This window comes from Suicoccus acidiformans (assembly GCF_003546865.1).
Taxonomy (GTDB): Bacteria; Bacillota; Bacilli; order Lactobacillales; family Aerococcaceae; genus Suicoccus; species Suicoccus acidiformans.
The window spans coordinates 1,364,475-1,382,772 of record NZ_CP023434.1 but is presented as its reverse complement, the minus strand read 5'-3'; the positions used below and the strand labels follow the sequence as shown (position 1 = coordinate 1,382,772).

At 40.4% G+C, this 18,298-nt stretch carries 13 protein-coding genes and 2 pseudogenes; 11 read left to right on the top strand and 4 right to left on the bottom strand.

Features of this window, described 5'->3' with window-relative positions; translation table 11 throughout:
- The first annotated feature begins 77 nt into the window (after positions 1–77).
- Together dcm and CL176_RS06525 are read left to right on the top strand one after the other, a co-directional pair.
- On the top strand, positions 78–1,379 hold the full coding sequence (dcm, locus tag CL176_RS06530) for a DNA (cytosine-5-)-methyltransferase (RefSeq protein ID WP_118990577.1): 1,302 nt from the start codon (positions 78–80) through the stop codon (positions 1,377–1,379).
- 251 nt (positions 1,380–1,630) lie between these two features.
- A complete protein-coding gene (locus CL176_RS06525) occupies positions 1,631–2,467 on the top strand; it encodes a MurR/RpiR family transcriptional regulator (protein WP_118990576.1) in 837 nt (278 codons plus the stop codon).
- A 39-nt stretch (positions 2,468–2,506) separates the two neighbouring features.
- Here CL176_RS06525 and istB read toward each other — a convergent pair whose 3' ends face one another.
- Positions 2,507–3,265, bottom strand: a complete 759-nt coding sequence (istB, locus tag CL176_RS06520) for an IS21-like element helper ATPase IstB (RefSeq protein WP_118989491.1) — start codon at positions 3,263–3,265, stop codon at positions 2,507–2,509.
- On the bottom strand, positions 3,262–4,818 hold the full coding sequence (gene istA, locus CL176_RS06515; protein ID WP_240430329.1) for an IS21 family transposase: 1,557 nt from the start codon (positions 4,816–4,818) through the stop codon (positions 3,262–3,264). The genes istB and istA overlap by 4 nt, the downstream gene beginning before the upstream one ends.
- A gap of 318 nt (positions 4,819–5,136) precedes the next feature.
- Between istA and CL176_RS06510 the strand changes: the two genes are divergently transcribed.
- From CL176_RS06510 to CL176_RS12690, 8 genes and pseudogenes are all read left to right on the top strand, one after another.
- On the top strand, positions 5,137–5,583 hold the full coding sequence (locus tag CL176_RS06510) for a DUF6669 family protein (protein WP_118990575.1): 447 nt from the start codon (positions 5,137–5,139) through the stop codon (positions 5,581–5,583).
- A gap of 1 nt (position 5,584) precedes the next feature.
- Positions 5,585–6,553 carry a CehA/McbA family metallohydrolase gene (locus CL176_RS06505; RefSeq protein WP_162890866.1) on the top strand — a complete coding sequence of 323 codons (969 nt, stop codon included), beginning with the start codon at positions 5,585–5,587 and terminating at the stop codon, positions 6,551–6,553.
- Positions 6,550–7,371, top strand: a complete 822-nt coding sequence (locus tag CL176_RS06500; protein WP_118990573.1) for an ABC transporter permease — start codon at positions 6,550–6,552, stop codon at positions 7,369–7,371. The genes CL176_RS06505 and CL176_RS06500 overlap by 4 nt, the downstream gene beginning before the upstream one ends.
- 14 nt (positions 7,372–7,385) lie before the next feature.
- Positions 7,386–8,348: an ABC transporter ATP-binding protein gene (locus tag CL176_RS06495; protein WP_118991583.1), complete on the top strand. Its 963-nt coding sequence runs from the start codon at positions 7,386–7,388 to the stop codon at positions 8,346–8,348.
- 10 nt (positions 8,349–8,358) lie between these two features.
- The gene (locus tag CL176_RS06490) at positions 8,359–9,537 is read left to right on the top strand and encodes an extracellular solute-binding protein (RefSeq protein ID WP_118990572.1); all 1,179 of its coding nucleotides are present in this window, start codon (positions 8,359–8,361) and stop codon (positions 9,535–9,537) included.
- A gap of 31 nt (positions 9,538–9,568) precedes the next feature.
- Entirely contained in the window at positions 9,569–10,408 is an 840-nt protein-coding gene (locus CL176_RS06485; RefSeq protein ID WP_205528098.1) for an ABC transporter permease, read from the top strand.
- A gap of 91 nt (positions 10,409–10,499) precedes the next feature.
- A pseudogene (locus tag CL176_RS06480) lies at positions 10,500–11,255 on the top strand (tyrosine-protein phosphatase).
- A gap of 218 nt (positions 11,256–11,473) precedes the next feature.
- Positions 11,474–12,339, top strand: a pseudogene (locus CL176_RS12690) (IS30 family transposase); the annotation flags it as partial.
- A gap of 394 nt (positions 12,340–12,733) precedes the next feature.
- Here the strand turns inward: CL176_RS12690 and CL176_RS06460 are convergent.
- On the bottom strand, positions 12,734–14,632 hold the full coding sequence (locus CL176_RS06460; protein WP_118990566.1) for a DUF1002 domain-containing protein: 1,899 nt from the start codon (positions 14,630–14,632) through the stop codon (positions 12,734–12,736).
- A gap of 1,314 nt (positions 14,633–15,946) precedes the next feature.
- The gene (locus CL176_RS06455) at positions 15,947–16,936 is read right to left on the bottom strand and encodes an aspartate-semialdehyde dehydrogenase (RefSeq protein WP_118990565.1); all 990 of its coding nucleotides are present in this window, start codon (positions 16,934–16,936) and stop codon (positions 15,947–15,949) included.
- Between the two features lie 416 nt (positions 16,937–17,352).
- Here CL176_RS06455 and CL176_RS06450 point away from each other — a divergent pair, with 416 nt between their 5' ends.
- A complete protein-coding gene (locus CL176_RS06450) occupies positions 17,353–18,294 on the top strand; it encodes an FAD:protein FMN transferase (RefSeq protein ID WP_118990564.1) in 942 nt (313 codons plus the stop codon).
- The last annotated feature ends 4 nt before the right edge of the window (positions 18,295–18,298 follow it).

The following is an 18,298-nucleotide window of genomic DNA, read 5'->3' as shown; positions in this document are numbered from 1 at the left end:
ATGCTTGATCTTTTTTCTTCTTTGAAGTATAATAATTAAGCAACAAGAACGAAAGTTCGTACCGAAAGGAACATCCTATGAAAATTTTCTCAATGTTTGATGGGGTGGGAGGATTTACGGTTGGATTAGATAATGCTGATTCAGAATTCTTTCAAACCATTTATTCAAATCAATATGAACCATCAAGAAAAAGTCAAGACGCCTATGAAGTAGGCGTATACCGTTATCCAGATATGACGCATATTCCAGATGACGTAGCAGACATCCCAGATGCTCGCTTTGAGCAAATGAAGGAAGAGGGCGTAGATATGATTGTCGGCGGATTTCCTTGTCAGGATTACTCCGTTGCAAGAAGCAAGAAGAATGAAATGGGAATCGAAGGCAAGAAAGGGGTCCTCTTCTGGGAAATTATTCGAGCCACCCGTATCATTGAACCTAAATATCTCATCCTGGAGAATGTAGACCGACTACTTAAAGCACCTTCAAGCCAAAGAGGCCGCGATTTCGCGGTTATGTTAGCTGCTTTTAATCAATTAGGCTATTCAGTAGAATGGCGAGTGATTAATGCAGCTGAATATGGCCGGTCCCAAAGAAGACGCCGCGTATTCTTCTTTGTGTTTCGCAATGATAGTGGATGGGGAAATTACTTAGATTCCAAATATGAAACAGCTCAAGAAGATAATCTACTGAATTTAAAAGATTTCGATACGTATGCTGACTATATCTTTAAGGATGGACTATTCGCTCGGCAATTTCCGGTCAAAGAAATTCCATTTAGAAACCGAAGAAACTTCAATATCCTTGAAGAAGATGTTGCGAAGGTTTCAGATGAATTCTCAGATGGTAAATTCTGGAATAGTGGTATTATGCGCTATGGTTATTATTACACAGCTGACACTGATCCTTTAGGTGATGAGACTCCTATTACCCTGGGTGAAATTCTTCAAGACGAATCAGAGGTTTCCGAGGAGTATTATTTAACGCCTGAGCAGGTAGAGAAGTTTGCATATCTCAGAGGCCCTAAGAAGATTGAACGCACTTCAGCTGATGGACATACTTATGTTTATTCCGAAGGTGGTATGAGCCCTCATGATGCGCTTGACTTGCCAGGTCGAACGATGTTAACGTCAGAAGGAACCGTCAACCGCTCTACACATATTGTCAATCAGAATGGACGCCTTCGCTTTATTACGCCGATTGAGGCAGAGAGACTTCAGGACTTCCCAGACGACTGGACCAAGTATAAACAACTTGATACTGGTGAAGTTGTTGAAGTAAGCAAACGGATGCGTTTATTCTTTATGGGAAATGCGTTAGTGACAGGGATTGTAAAACGAATCGGTGAAGAATTGAAGGCGATTGACACCGAGTATAGATAAAAGGAGCAGTCTACCTAAAGGATAATTAGGTAGACTGCTGTTATTTATGGTTAAGTATGAATTTTGTGTTACGTAGAAATATCAGATAAGGATAATGTTAAGATAAAACTCATTAGTTTAAGCTACTCTCTTAAGAGTTGCTTTTGTAAACTTTAATGACAAGGATTGCTAAAATTTTCAAGCTCGTTTAAAATAAACTCTGTGAAATAACTTTAATTTAAAATATATAAAATGCTCGGAAAGGAAAGCTTATGGATAAGATGTCACCCAGCAACTTAATTAAGGCACAGATGGATAGTTATGCTACTGGTGAGGAGAAGATTGCTAGGTATATTCTAGAACATTACGAAGAAATTATTCATATTAACATTGGTGATATTTCTAAAGATATTGATGTCTCTGAATCTAGTATTGTTCGTTTTACGAAGAAACTTGGTTATTCAGGATTTCGAGACTTTAAATATGTATGTGCACAAGATGTGTCAGAAAACAGAGTGTCTCATTACGATGAATTAGAAATAGAAAGTACAGATTATGCAAATGTTATGCATAATTTCTTCCTTAACCATATCAGTAATATCCAAAATAACCTTAAACAGCTCAATACAAAAACTTTGTCAGAAGTAGCTGAGTTAATTGATGCTAATGATAATCTTTATATTGTTGGCGCATATTTATCAGGAAATCTGGCCCAAAATTTATATTATCGTCTGCGCTTGCTTTACAAGAATGTTTTTCTAATTGACAGTTTTACTTCATCTATCTTAGAGCAAAGCTGGTTAGGCGAGGGTGATTTAGTCATTGCTATTAGTCAAAGCGGGGAGACAGATGATGTAATTACCTTCGTGCATGAAGCTAAGAAGAAAGGTGCTCACATTATAAGTTTTACTACATCAATGAATAGTTCTCTCTATAAAATGGGTGATTACCAAATAATTCCCGTATCAAATTACAGTAACCGCGAAACAAAATACATTGATACTGAATCTATTATGAAACTAATTTTCGATAGCTTATATATTTACCTTTTAATGAAGAAAGAAAAACAAGATGGTAATGATAAGCAAACAATTGTTACCGTCAAGTAAAATTTTCCACTTTTTGCTAAATAATATTTTCCACTTCTGCTAAGTTTCAGCGGAAAAAATTTTCTGATTATTTTTCATGCGGTAACTATCACCGTTTAGATTAATCACCTCTACTCTGTGTAAAATTCGGTCTAATATAGCCGTTGTAATGCCAGGATCACCAATTAGCTCACCCCAGTGATCTGGGGCTTTATTTGAGCTAATTATTAGCGATGAATGTTCATATAATTGACTTATCAACTGGAAAAACAAGTTCGCTTCATAAGTTTCCATCGCCATATACATTAAATCATCAACGATGACTAAATCGGCCTGGCGTATGCGGTTCAGTTGAATTTGCGATTTGCGTGTGAATTCTTCAGTTTTTAAATAGGTCATTAATTGCCCCATAGTCACGAACATCACTCGATAGCCTTGTTCAATCGCCTCAATGCCAAGGCCTACACTTAAAGCCGTCTTGCCAACGCCTGGAGGTCCCAGTAAAATCAAATTGAACTGGTCATCAATCCAAGTTAGTTCGCCTAATTGCTTTAATTGTCGCTGGCTTAGACTCTGTTGAGCCTGAATATCAAATTGTGACAAACGTTTATGATAGGGAAATTGTGCCCATTTCATATACCGTTCTACACGCTTGGCGTCTCGTTGTGTTTGTTCGTATCTTACCAACTCCGTTAAAAATTCCAAATAGGTCAAGTTGTCTTGCTCTGCTTGCCTTAACAGTATCGGTAACTGTTGCGCTGTTTCACCTAATTTCAGCTGCTTGAAGCTCTCTTGAAGGTCACTGACAGACTGTGTCATTTGTGTTCACTCCCTTTCAGAATGTCTGTATATATTGACATGGGTCTAGTCGTTACATAATAGGTATCCCTCATTGTATTATCACTAGATCCATCAATATCAATGCGTTCAGATGCTTCGCGCTGCTTTAAAGATTGAACTATCAAGCGTAGATCATTTGCGCTGTATAAGTTGAGCTTGTCACATTGGTGTATCCCTTTAATAGCGATGTTTATATCGTCATCTACAACCGATTGAATCATCGTCAGTTGATCAATTTGATAACGAGGATAGTTCTTACAAACGGTCTTCACATAGCGAGTCGCAATCGTATCTGTTTGAAGCTGCTTTAGTAATGACTCTTTCAAATGTTGTGAACTTCGGTTTTTGTCACGACAGTGGCTTTTCTTTTGGATTAATGCTCCTTTTCCTTGATTTAATTTGTGCGTGGCTATCACTTCCTGTGTAACAGGATGTATCACTGATAGTTCTTCATCAGTCAGTGACACTAAGCATTGATTGTGAGGCAATGCGCCATACGTTCCAAGCGGAACGGAATATCGATTACTCTTATACATGACTGTATTGTCTTTACTAATTTTTCTTGTTATACTTGTGTTAATCACATCTGGAAATGTGTTTAATTGAGGGACCTGGATTAAGTATTCTTTTTCGGTAGCGAATACTTCTCTGGGTCTTTTTTTCGTTACTTCATGTTTCTTCTCATTGCCTGTTCGCTCGAGCCATCGGATGGCACGTTTATTCCAATTATCAAGATTAGAATATACGCGACTATCAGCAAAGTTTTGTTTTACATATTTCACCATACTTTCAATTTTTCCTTTAGATTCAGGATCCGCTGCACGACACAAGCTGACTTTAAAGCCTCTTTCATTGACATACTGTTGAAAGCGACATGTTAATATTAAATCTCCCGCATTCTCTGATACAGATATGATCCGGTCTTGGTCATAGACAATCTCTTCAGTTCGTCCACCAAAGTACTGGAAGGCTAACTCATGGCCACGAATGGCATCTTGAGTTGTGAAGGGACGGTCTAGCCAATACATATATTTGTATCGAGAATGCGACAGAATAAAGCACATTACGTATAGCTTAATGCTTGTTCCTTTATCTGTCTTCTGTGTACTCTCACCCCAATCTACTTGTATTTGTTGGCCCATTGGCAGTTCGGGCACTGCTTGATACTGTCGCGGACTTTCCTGCTTAGGTATTTGATGTACCTCTCTAAGGTGCGTGACATATAGTCGCACAGTACTATCACCGACTTTCAAATCCGGAAAGCGTTCCAATAACCAATCCTTGACTTGAGCACTGCTAAGATGAGGGTATTCCCTCAACCATTCGAGTATCCACTCTTGGTACTCATCAAGAATTTTCTTACGCTTTCCTTGCTTATGACTCCAGTCTTCTGCTTCCTCAAAGGACATACTTAAATATTTCCGGACTGTTGGCCTGGATAGACCGAGTGTCTTAGCTATTTGAGAAATCTTCATCTTTTTCTCATAAAGCTGCTTAACTTGAATATATAGCATTAATTTTGCTCCTATCATAGATTCACCTCATTAAATATTGAAAATAATATTGTACAAGATGATCCAGTAAATGAGTAGCAAAAGTGGAAAAACTTAATTAGCAGAAACTGGTAACTTTAGTTTAGCATTTACAACAATCAGTGATTTTTGGTTTCGTTAGGCATATTTAAACTTATCCTTATCTGTGAGGATAAGTTTTTTATTTACATTAAATTTACACTTCCTTAACATGGAATTTACATCATCTTTACATAAAATTTATGGAAGTAAATTCCGTGATGGGCTATACTAAATTTACATTCTTGATTGACAAGTATTTGAAAAGAAGGTGGCAATATGGAAATCATGAAGATAAAGGGAAGTTTGAATAAAGGGTTTACGGGTGGAATTACATACATCACACTCATTCCCGATGATTTCGAAGAATTAAATGTAACGTTATCCTTTGGTATGCGAGAAGTAAAAGTTATCGATAAAACGCTAGTTGAAGATATACAAACATCTTGGCAGGCTAATTATCCCGAACCTGCCGATGATGAGACGATAAAAGAAATTATCGCACGTCAAAAAGGTGAGATAAACTTTTCTCTTTTTATAAATGATCAATTTATTGGTGCGGCACATCGAGATGATACAAATAAAATAGTGAAAATAACGAAGACTGATGCATCCCTAGGTTTTCAACCATATCATGGGAGAAGGGGAATAATAAAAATTATTTTAAATGTAATTTCAGTTGTCAATGATAATACGCCGTACGAATTGAAAGTTGAGGTGGCCTAAGGTGGAATTTATTCGATGTGAGCTGCACAACCATACTAATGAATCTGATGGGAATTTGTCTGCTGAAGAATTAGCTGCATATGCTGCAGAACATAATTTTGAAGTTTATGCCTTAACAGATCATAACGTTGTGAGTGGTCAATCAAAAGTTGCTGCTGCAATTGAAAAAAATCATTATACAACACAATTGATTAAGGGTGTCGAAGTAACAACCATATATGGTCATATACTGGGCCTAGGAATGGAAGATATGTTTGATTTTATAGAATTGAATCCTTATGAGCCAGACTCCTTCTTTCTCAATATGCGTGCATGTGGGGCTGAAGTGATAGGGATTGCTCATCCTTTCTGTATCGGTAATCCAATTATGACCGGTTGTCGATATACTATGGAATTAGATGACTACCGTTTGATTGACTACATAGAAGTATATAACACAAGTGGTGGAGACACAGAATTAGGTGACCGTTTTACGGGAAATTATGATGCACTTAATTGGTGGGAAGATTTAGTCCATCAAGGTTATGACTTAGCGGCTTTAACAGGTAAGGATTTACATGACGTACGACCTGAATATGAAGAGGTGTTTCTAACCTATGTTCCGGTTGAAACAAAGGCATCGGATAAAACTCGTCAAGTGATTAACGGAATTAAACGTCAAGAGACATTTATTACGAAAGGACCATGGCTTACTGGTGAACTACGTGGAATGAAACTTCATCTAAAATTTGATCATCGTAACACTTATTTGAATTGGCATGAAGTATATCAAGACTTAAAACCTGTAATTAGCGTTCGTTATTCAAATGAGGAGGAAGAAATATTTGATATAACTTTTAAATCTGAAGAAGTAGTTTTGCCTCTTGCAAAGAAAGCAGATCGAGTGACACTTCGAATTTACGATAAAGAGATTTCTAATCAAAGCATAATCCTAGCTGGAAAAGTTTTTAAACAAGGAGGCCACGCATGAGGCGCATGTATCATTCGATAGGGCTGAAGAAGTTTCTGGAATGGATTTTCTTCGCAATCTTCATTCTTTTCTTTTATGGACCTTTAACACATATGATTGTTATTTCTTTTGCAGAAGATTATACATATCCTAATCCAATACCTCAGACTTACGGCTTAAAGTGGTGGGACTATATTCTTTCGAATCCAAATTTGGTGGAATCAATTATTACGTCACTGCTGTTAGCAATTGTCGTTACTTTTGTTTCACTAGCTATTTGTTTACCTGCAGCATATGCAATTGCGCGACATGACTTTAGAGGCCGTAATCTTGTTCGAGCAAGCTTTTTACTGACGAATGCTTTTCCTAAAATGGGAATCTATACAGCGATGGCGGTAGTTTTTTATAAATTAAACTTAATGGGGACTTTTACAGGTGTAGTGCTTGTTCATATTGTTAACACAATGATGTTTATGGTGTGGATTCCTAGTGGATCCTTTAGAAGTGTACATATTCAACAGGAAGAATCTGCCAGGGACGTGGGTGCCAGTCCGTTTAGGGTATTCTTTGATATTACTATGCCGATGGCTAAACCTGGAATAATTGTTGCTTCGTTATATACGTTCTTAGGATCTATGGAGGAAGCTCAGGGTTCACTATTAGTTGGTTTACCAAATGTGCATACAATGCCGAGTGAATTATATGGTTTGATTCAATCGTATCCAGAAACAGCTGGTTCCGTATTCGCCGTTATTTTGCTGATTCCATCAATCATTGTTTTGATTGTTTTCCGTAAATATCTCAGCGCTGATGCACTCTCTAAAGGTATGCGTGATTAAAGAAAGGGATTATGATGACTACTAAGTTACAAATTGAACAACTTACAAAGAAATTTAATAAAAATGATGGAATTGAGAATATCAATTTAGATATTCAGGACAAAGAACTAGTAACTTTGCTTGGACCATCTGGTTGTGGGAAGACAACTATTCTTCGTTCTGTTGGTGGTTTCCATGAAATTGATTCTGGAAAAATAATCTTAGATGGTCAAGAAATTCAAGACTTTCCCCCTGAAAAACGTGCTACTGGAATGGTTTTCCAAGGCTATAATTTGTGGCCCCATATGACCGTTTTTGAGAATATGGAGTATGGACTAAAGTTGCGTAAGATTGACAAGAAAAAACGTCGTGAGAAAATAGAAAAAGCATTGGAATTGGTTAGGATGCCAGAACATATTAATAAATTCCCATCTCAGCTCTCTGGTGGTCAACAACAACGGGTTGCTATAGCTCGCTCTCTCGTCTTAGAACCGTCGTTACTTCTGCTAGATGAACCGTTCTCAGCGCTCGATGCAAAAATTCGTCAACATATGCGAGAGGAGTTAAAACGTATACAAGATGATGCGAATCTGACTATCTTATTCGTAACTCATGATCAAGAGGAAGCTATGTTCATTTCTGATCGCATCATTGTTATGAATAAAGGGAATATTGAGCAAATTGGTGGACCTAATGATATTTATGATCGTCCAAATACTCGGTTTGTTGCAGAATTTATTGGCGATATGAATATCTTCTCTGAACAAGATGTAACTTATGGTGTCCGACCTGAAAATATACGTATTACAAAATCCATTGAAGGGGGGTATGTCGTCCAGCAAATGATGTCCCTGGGACATTATTCTCAGGTTATTCTGGCTGAATCAAACACACAAGAAGAAGTAAAAGTTTTTGTTAATCGAGACATGGAAATAGATTATGTTATTGGTGATACTGTTGATATAACAATTCAAGATAAAATAAACTTTACAGTATAAGGAGAAAAACATGCAAAAATTAACGAGAAAAATCTTAACTGGTGTTCTATCTTTGATGACTTTGGGGTTTACTTTAGCTCCAGCTCAAGCGCCTGCCGTTTCTGCTGAAGACGTTCCAACGGTTACAATTTGGGGAAGCGGTGGACAAGAAGTTCGTGACGCACTTCAAGCTGTAGCAGATGCTCATAATGCTGATCCAGAATACGGGGCAAAAGCTCAGGTAGAAATCCAGTTCGTTGTATCAGGTACAAATGAACAAAGTTTAAATGACCGTTTAGCAGCAGCTTATGAAGCCGGTGAAACTGAGACTGATTTCGATTTAATTGCTATTGATGATAGTGCGATTGGGGCGATTGTTGCACAAACGGATGAAAATTTCTTCGAACCAATCGATACGAATCAAATTCCTAATTATGAGAACGTAGTTTACAAAGATAATATTGTAGGTGATACATTTATTCCTTACCGTGGTACTGCTGTTTATTTAGCTTATAACGAAGACGTTGTACCTGAGCCTCCAAAGACTGATGAAGAATTATATCAATGGATTAAAGATAACCCTGGACGCTTTACATATTGTGACCCATCAACAGGTAATTCTGGTTTTGCTTTTGTTGCTAACGCAATTTATAACCAATTGCCAGAAGAAGCAGCGACTTCAGGTGATGCTAAATGGGTTGAAGAACATCAAGAAGAATGGGACAACGGTATTGCATTACTTCAAGAATTACACCCACATATGTATCAAACAGCTGGAAGCGTTCAATATCCACATAAGAATGCGGGATCTTTAGATTTGCTGACGACGCAACAAGTAGATATGATTCCTGCATTTGCCAATATGGTATTAGATCAACGTTCAATGGGTGTACTTCCAGAAAACATTAAATTAACTCAAATTGAACCATCATTCTTAGGTGGTTTGGCAGGATTCTTAATGCCAACAATTGGATCTGATAAAGAAGCGGCTCATTCAGTTATTGATTATTTCTTATCTTATGAGGCACAAGCAATGAGCTGGAATGAAATGTTTGCAACTCCTGTTGTTGATTCAGCTCAATTAGAAGGATTAGAAAATCAAGAATGGTTAGAAGAAACAAACTTAGATGAACTACGTTACTTCAATATTGGTGATAACCGTACAGTTCTACAGACTCGTTGGACGGAAGAAGTAAGTAACTTAGATTAACAATAATTTTTAGAAGGGAAAGAGATGGATTATGGAGACAAGGCAAAAAGCACTCCCGTATATACTTATTACTCCTGCGATGTTATTAATGTTGCTAGTGGTTATCATACCGATAGGGTCAACCTTAGTAGAGTCTTTTACAACGAAAGACGCAACCTTCACTTTTGATAATTATCTATATTTCTTCCAGTCAAAAGAAGCGTTTGATAGTCTGATATTCACCTTAACAGCAGCGATATTAATCGTATTATTCGCAGTAATAATTAGTTTCTTCCTTGCCTTGTACTTACGGTTTTCAGATTCTAGGATTTCTCGAATCCTAAGTAGAATGTACATCTTACCGCGTTTCATTCCTGGAATTGTAGCGGTGTATGCTGTTATGAATATCATTAAAGATGCCGGTTTTATCCATCGTTTCTTACTAATATTTGGTATTGAGTGTCACCTAGGCTTGCTCTATGACATTAAAGGGATCGTTCTTAGCAATTTATGGTTTAACATACCATTTGCTACTATGCTTATTTCGGCGAGTTTATCTAACGTTTCTGATGCTTATATTGAAAGTATGCGCGATGTTGGAGGTAACTGGTGGAGCATACTCAAAGAGATTATCTGGCCTTTAACTTACCGAGATGTAATCGTTGCGGCAACGTTTATACTTATGGGACAAATTGGTTCTTTTACGATACCATTTCTCATTGGTCCCAATCATCCAAAGATGCTTGGTGTACTGTTATACGAGCAAGTTAACGTTTATCTCGACTATAATCGGGCAGCAGCTTTATCGGTGCTCATGTTTATTGTAGCTTTAGGTGGTGCTTTCATTTACATTCGAAGTAATTTGAAAGAAGACGAATGGCAGAAGAATTAATATATTTCACACTAGGTTGGTGTAAGAATGCCGACCTAGTTTTCTTTTATTGAGTATAGTAAGCGTTTTTCGCTTAAAGAAGGAGTTTTCTATGATCCAGTATTTTGTTAGATTGCCGCTTGATGGTGTTAACAATTGTCGTGATTTGGGAGGCTATGCAGCGGGTACAACGAACAAAACTCAATGGGGTCGATTTCTGCGTTCAAGTCGATTAACTGATTTGACAGAAGAAAGCGCGACTGTGCTGAAAAATTATGGAGAAGAACTTAAATTAATAATTGATCTAAGCTCGAAAGAAAAGATGAAGGATTATCCCGTATCCGAATTCTTGGAAGATGTTGTATGTATCAATATTGATTTATTAGATATTGGGGAAGGTTATATTTCATCAGCTTCTCGTTTTGCAGGGGCAGAAAGTGATCCAACGTTTATGAGTCGCTTGTATATCGAAATGTTAGAGCACACCCAAGGTATGCGGAAAATATTCCTGGAAATGCTACAGATAGAGAAGGGAACCGTTCTATTTAATTGCTCGCAAGGTAAGGATCGCACAGGTGTGGTAGCCTTTTTACTCCTTGGTTTAGCAGGTGTAAATAAAGAAGACATAGTGGCGAACTACGAAATAAGCTTCACTCATATACAAGAAAGTTATGATTAATTGGTGGATGGTTCTCCTTTGTGGGAAGTATATCCCTTAAGTGTATTGAAAAGTAATCCAGAGAATATGCGGATTACCTATGAATATTTGTTAAAAGAATATAGCAGCTTTGAAGAATACTTTATTCAGCGACTTGGATTTACTAAGGTCGAAGTAGATGAGTTGAAACAGAGGCTGATTGGTAGTTAAAAAGTTTTCAATTCTAAGAACTGCAACTGATGAAGACAGTCCTAACTAAAAATCGAATTGTCCTCACACGGCTGTATACATAGTTGATGCGTTCGGTATAAATACATCAACTCCCATTAAAACAAAACCTGAATTGTAAAATTAAGCTAGAAAAACAAATAAGACCATTTGTGCTACACTATTTATGAGAGCATTCATAAATAAGGAGTAGACACAAAATGGCCTACACACATCTTGCCACGAAAGAACTGACTTGGATAGAAAACTATTACGAAATTGGCGAAAAGCTTACATAGTCGCTAAAAAGTTAAGAAAATCTGCTCAAACCATCTATAATGTCTATCATTATTTAGACGCTGGTGGGACTATCATCGACTATTATGAACGCTACAAAACTAACAAATCTAAGTGTGGCTCTAAGAAGAAGCAGTTCATAGAAGATCAAATCACCTATATCAATGACCGGGAGTCACAAAGGTGGTCACCGGACTTAATGATTGGACGCCAGGAAACTGACTTGAATTGCTGTGCAAAAACACTTTACCGTCGCTTCCAAGATGACCCTGCTTTTGATGTCAGAGATTTACCCATGCAAGGTAAACGAAAAGCGAATCATCATGTTGAAACGAGGGGCCGTCTAAATAACCGCAGAAGACTAGAACAGCGTCAAGAGGCTTATCCTGAGTACAATGAGGAATTTGGTCATTTTGAAGGAGATACTGTCGTTGGTAAGAACCACTAAAGTGCGGCCATTACACTAGTTGAACGAATAAGTAAATTAGCAATCACCCTGAAGACAGAAGGTCGTAAAGCATGTCAAGTAACGGATTCATTGAGGCGTTTCTTCCTTAAAATCCCTGACCGTCTGCTTAAATTTCTGACTTTGGACAATGGCAAAGAGTTTTCTAACTGGAAAGACTTAAGCAATGAATTTGATATCGATATCTTCTTTGCAGACCCAGGATGCCCATCTCAAAGAGAACGGAATGAGCATACTAACGGATGGTTAAGAAGAGATGGTCTGCCTAAAGGTACTGATTTTAATGAAGTAGATGAAGACTTTCTTAAGGAAGTAACCTTCAAGTGACATATCATTCCACGTAAATCTCTTAACTACTACACTCCCCTAGAGGTTTTTGGCCCAACTTTTGGATCAAACACCTGGCTATTATGCCAACCACTTAAGTAATATGGTTTCATCAAGCACCTGACTCCTCAGGAGCTTGATGAAGGGGGCTGTTTAAGGCGGTTAACACAAGTGTATCACCAAGTTCAATCAATCATCATATAGTGTAGAAATTTCTAACTTAAATTGACAATCGAGATTAGGAAACTAACTTGCTAATACAAGTTTCTGATTCTTTTATTAGCAAATCCCATTCGACCACTATACACGACAATATAACCACTCAACCCAACCCAGCCTCAGAAGTAAAAACCGGAGTGCCCGACGCGCTCCGGTTTCAACTCAATGATTTTTATTGGTCGACAATGTTAACGAAAGCATTGTAAAGGTTGGCGTCAACACCGCTAGTGAATTGGATTATGCCATCGGGTGAGCCTTGATTTTGCTGGCTTTGGAAGACCATTGGTTGGCCGTTATAGATGACAAAAAGGTAGTAAGTCGGCATGCTCGATTCAGTTGTCAAGTTGGCAGCGTCCATAGTTTGGGCTTCGTAGTTTGAATAAGCGGCGACAACGTTGAAGGTGTCTGCCAGCATGCCGTCTTCAGACCAAGCGGTCGGATAGTTGTGGCCGTCAAAGGCAGCGCTAGCCATGACTGCCACCGGGAATTCCACGCCGTACATATCACCCGGATTATATGGGGAGTAGGATAGGTAGTTGGCGTTCCACTGGGTTTTAATAAAGTTGTCGAGAGCGTAGTATTTGTCGATATTCCAGTAAGTTGTCGCTTCGGTCACGTCGCTTGAATCTTCGGAAGTCTCAGCAGTAGATTCTTCATTCAAAATATCTTTGCTATCTTGTTCGGCCTGGTCACTCGATTCACCCGGTTCTTCGGCTGCTTCGCTCGAATCGCTTGGCAGACTGCCGGTAAACGGTAGGTAGCTTACCCAGCCTTCAGCATTAACTTCGAGGTCGGTTGCTTCCCCATTTTGAGGGGTGTAGAAGGCGCGGGCTATTTGGGCTTCTGGATCGAGTTGGATTTCGCCGAGGGCTTCGGCTTCTAGGCCGATGTTTTCGACGAGATATTGGCGGATTTGCTGAACATCCCAGACGAGTTTACCGTTATCGGCTAAAGCTTGCGGTGCACGTATGCCAGCAATGGTTTGAATGTTGTTGTTCGGCACGAGATACTCAATACGCGTGGCAGGGTCATCGTTGCTGGACTGGGCAATAATCGTGTATTCACCGCTTTTGGTCAATTCAAAGGTAGGGTTATCCTGATGGTTATTCTGGCGCATGCGAATGGTCGGTCCTTCATTAGATAGAATTTCCCAATAGCTGCGGTCATAGTGGCTTGGCATTTGATTCGGGTCGACTATGAAGTGGCCTTCCCAGAAGTCGATTGCCTGCTCCGGTGTCCACGTATTCGCTGTCGAAGCTTGAATTTGTTCACTTTGGCTTTGGTTCAAATCGACACTCACCACATACTCCTTCATAAAGTCTAGAATAATTCGGCGAGCCTCCTCAGGCATCACTTTGCCCGTCTCTTGCTCGAATTGTTGAATATATTGAGCCACAATCTGCTCAACATTCTCCGCTGTAATCGTCGTATTATTCACCGCCGTTTGGTTAATCTCCAACTTAATCTGGCTAATAATCTGGTTAATTTCGTAATTGGTAATGTTATAATTTTGCGTTAAATTATTGACAATCTTAATCTCTTGCTCAGCCACATGTATCTCCTGCGGCTTCAAGGCCCGTCCTTGATGATTATAAATGCGATACACCCCGGCCAGTGCGCCTTCACCCGTCACCGGATACAATGAAGCAATCCGTATCAAAACATCTTTCGCTCCTGCAGTGAGCGCAGCATTCTGGTAAGTTTGTGGGGAAACATTGAGAATCGTATCCGGAGTCAGAATTTGCACTTGCACCCCGTAACCGGCTTCGCGAGGCTCAACCACGACGCTCGAGTAAACATTTGTCGACGCAGTCGATCCATCATTTAAAATCGAGTTAATAGTAGGACCGTCAATGTACAAGACATTGGCAACGTCTGTGCCTTGCAGTAACTGCAAGGTGCGCTGGCGATCAGCTTGCGATAAACTTGCGCCAAGAGCGGCTTGTTTGGAAATCTGTTCTTGGGTGGCTTGTATGACTTGAACGTTCGAAAACGGTGTGACAGTTCCAATAATTGGAACGGCGAAAAGAGTCAGTGCAGAAATGCTAAGGTAAAGCTTTTTGAGCGACATGTGGTCCCCTTCTTTCTTTATTTAATATTTAGGATTTTCTCCTTAACACAATATTAATCTATTTGTAACAATTCTGCAACAATTATTAAGATGATTCTAAAATTATTCAAAAACTGGATAAAGAGCGGCTTGAGGTAGCTAAGTAAGTCGCGCGATTGTTGGACGAATCCTATTTTTCATCCTCGCCTGGAAATCAGACTTACGTGGTAACAACCTACCACGTAAGTCAAACCCACATAGACTATCGTGGTAGAAGTGCACCACGCAAGTCAAATCGCTTCCGACTATCGTGGTAGGGTTCTACCACGTAAGTCAAGCCTTGTTTCACTATCGTGGTAGAGGTGCACCACGATAGTCAGGATTGGTCAAGCTGCGGTTTGTACACAATCCGTTCTTCTAACAAAGTGGGGTGCAGGGCACAAATTCTAAATTAAGCTAAGGAAGCCACGACCTCGGCCGTGGCATCAACCTTTATTAGATCTGAGGAGGGTGGTAGAACTAAGTTACTAAGACGAATTTTGTTTTTGTACTCAAACCAACTTGGATTTTCTGTCGAGCCCCGTTAAGTTGTCCTTCTAATTCTAGACGGTTCCTATTTTTCACCCTCGCCTGGAAATCAGACTTACGTGGTAACAATCTACCACGTAAGTCAACCCCACTTAGACTACCGTGGTAGCAGTGCACCACGCAAGTCAAATCGCTTCCGACTATCGTGGTAGGGTTCTACCACGTAAGTCAAGCCCTGTTTCACTATCGTGGTAGAGGTGCACCACGATAGTCAGGATTGGTCAAGCTGCGGTTTGCTCACAACCCGTGCTTCTAACAAAGTAGGGTGCAGGGCACAAATTCTATATTAAGCTAAGGAAGCCACGGCCGCGGCCGTGGCATCAACCTTCATTAGATCCGAGGAGGGTAGTAGATCTAAGTTACTGAGCCAAACTTTGCATTTGCACCTAAATCAGCTCTGTATTTCTGCCGAGACCCGTTAAGTTGTCCTTCTAATTCTAGACGGTTCCTATTTTTCACCCTCGCCTGGAAATCAGACTTACGTGGTAACAACCTACCACGTAAGTCAACCCCACTTAGACTACCGTGGTAGCAGTGCACCACGCAAGTCAAATCGCTTCCGACTATCGTGGTAGATCCCTACCACGTAAGTCAAGCCCTGTTTCACTATTGTGGTAGAGGTGCACCACGATAGTCAGGATTGGTCAAGCCGCACAAGCCAGTCAAACCGCACAAACCCTGACCATAAAAAAACAGGCAAGTAGCACTTTCAATGCTCCTTACCTGATCTAACTAAGTTAATCTATACTAAACCAAGTTTCTCTCCACTAATGTCTCGGCAATTTGCACCGAGTTCGTTGCAGCTCCTTTGCGTAGGTTATCGGCAACGACGAATAGGTTCAAGCCGTTTTCGACGGATGGGTCGCGGCGGATGCGGCCGACGTAGACGTTGTCGGTGTCGGCTGCTTCGGATTGTAGTGGGTAACGTAGGTTGTCTGGGTCGTCTGCGATGATGACGCCTGGGATAGCGCCGATTTCTTCACGGATTTGGTCTAGGTCGAATTCTTTGGCGAGTTCGATGTTGATGGACACGCCGTGTGAAGTTTTTATTGGGACACGAACGGCGGTGGCGGTGACGCGGAGGTCTGGTTCGCCGAGGATTTTGCGTGTTTCGTCAATCATTTTTTGCTCTTCTTTGGTGTAGCCATCTTCGAGGAAGACGTCAATTTGTGGGATGACGGTTTCGTTGATGGCGTACGGGAAATTGTTGGTAGTGTGGTTTTCCAAGTCTTCGATGCCTGCTCGGCCAGCTCCTGATACGGCTTGGTAAGTGTTGTATACTACGCGGTTAATGCCGTAGTTGTCGTGAAGGGGTTTCAACGGGACAACGGATTGGATGGTTGAGCAGTTCGGGTTGGCAATAATCTTGTCTTCTTTATGCAAGGTGTCGGGATTTACTTCTGGGACGACGAGCGGTTTGTCCGCGTCCATGCGCCAAGCAGAGCTGTTATCGATGACAGTGACGCCGTTGGCAGCTGCAATCGGTGCGTATTGCTTGGATGTTTCGCCACCGGCAGAGAAGATTGCGATTTGAATTGGTGCTTTCAAGGAATCCTCGGTTAACTCTTGAATAGTGATTTCTTCGCCTTTGAAGGGAATCGTTTGACCCGCTGAGCGAGCGGATGAGAATAAGCTCAATTCGCCGACTGGGAAGTCGCGCTCTTCCAACACTTGCACAATCTTGCGCCCAACCACTCCGGAGGCGCCTACAACAGCAACATGATATGTATTTGACATGAATCCATCTCCTCTCAAAAAATGAAACATCGTTTCAATGTCAACTTAGTATATCACATTTCGCGCCAAGTTACAGAGCTAAATTTCAGGATAGAGCGCCATAAGTCCTCACAGCGAAAATCGGTACTTGCATGCGACAAGCAATAACCAAATTTTTTGCCTGGGGAAGTGTCACAATTTCTATATAAAGTTTGCGCCAAATTCCACAAAAGATTTCCTGCATATTAAATAAGACAAGTCTCTGCGGTATAGCCGTCACAAATCCCAGTAGATTAAACTCTAACTAAAATTGTTAACTCATCACAAAGTTTGTAAACAAATTAACTTATTTAACTTTGTGAAAAATACTTGTATTATTGTCAATAAATGATAATATTAAAGAAGATTATAGTCGGATAGGAGCTGATGAGACAAGGATGGTGCGCTTACAAAGGGAAGTCAAGCAAATGGGAACAGTTATCACAATTTCTGTGACCCATCCTCATGCTGATATTATCTTAAATGAGGTCGAGGCACGCTTGCAGGAATATGAGCAGCGCTTTAGTGCCAATGATGCCAGTTCAGAATTAATGAAGGTGAATCAGGCAGCCGGTCAAAAGGCCGTCTCAGTTCATCCGGATTTATATGCCTTGATCAAGCTTGGCCTCCAGCATAGTCTGGCCCATGGGAGTCATTTGAACATTGCGATAGGTCCGCTGGTGCAACTTTGGCGAATTGGCTTCAGTGATGCGCAACTACCTTCTACAAATCAGATTCAGACAGCCTTACAATTGATTGATCCAAGCCAAATTGAACTGAATGACCAAGATACGAGCGTCTTTCTCAAGCGTGCGGGGATGAAGCTTGACCTGGGAGCCCTGGCCAAGGGCTATTCGGCCGATCTCATTATTGAGTTCTTCCGGGATATTGGGGTGACCCAAGGTATGATTAATTTGGGCGGGAATTTGCTCACCCTAGGACCGCCACCGACTAAACGGCCGGACGGCAAATGGCGGGTAGGTATTCAAGACCCGACCAAGCCCCGGGGCGAGAACCGGGTCATCGTCAAGTCTTATGACCAATCGGTGGTGACGTCAGGCATTTATGAGCGGCAGCTCACCGTTGACGGGAAGACCTATCACCATATTTTTGATAGTGAGACGGGTTATCCGGTGGCGACAGATGTGGCGAGTATTACGATCATTTCGGACCGGTCTGTGGACGGGGAGATTTGGACGACGCGTTTATTTGGCAAGAGTCTGGAGGAAATCTTGACTCAAGTGGAGCAGTTGGAGGCAATTGAGACGATTATAATTACTGAAGACCGCGACGTGTACGCAAGTCCTGGGATTCAAAACGATATAATAGTGTTAGCGTAGGAAA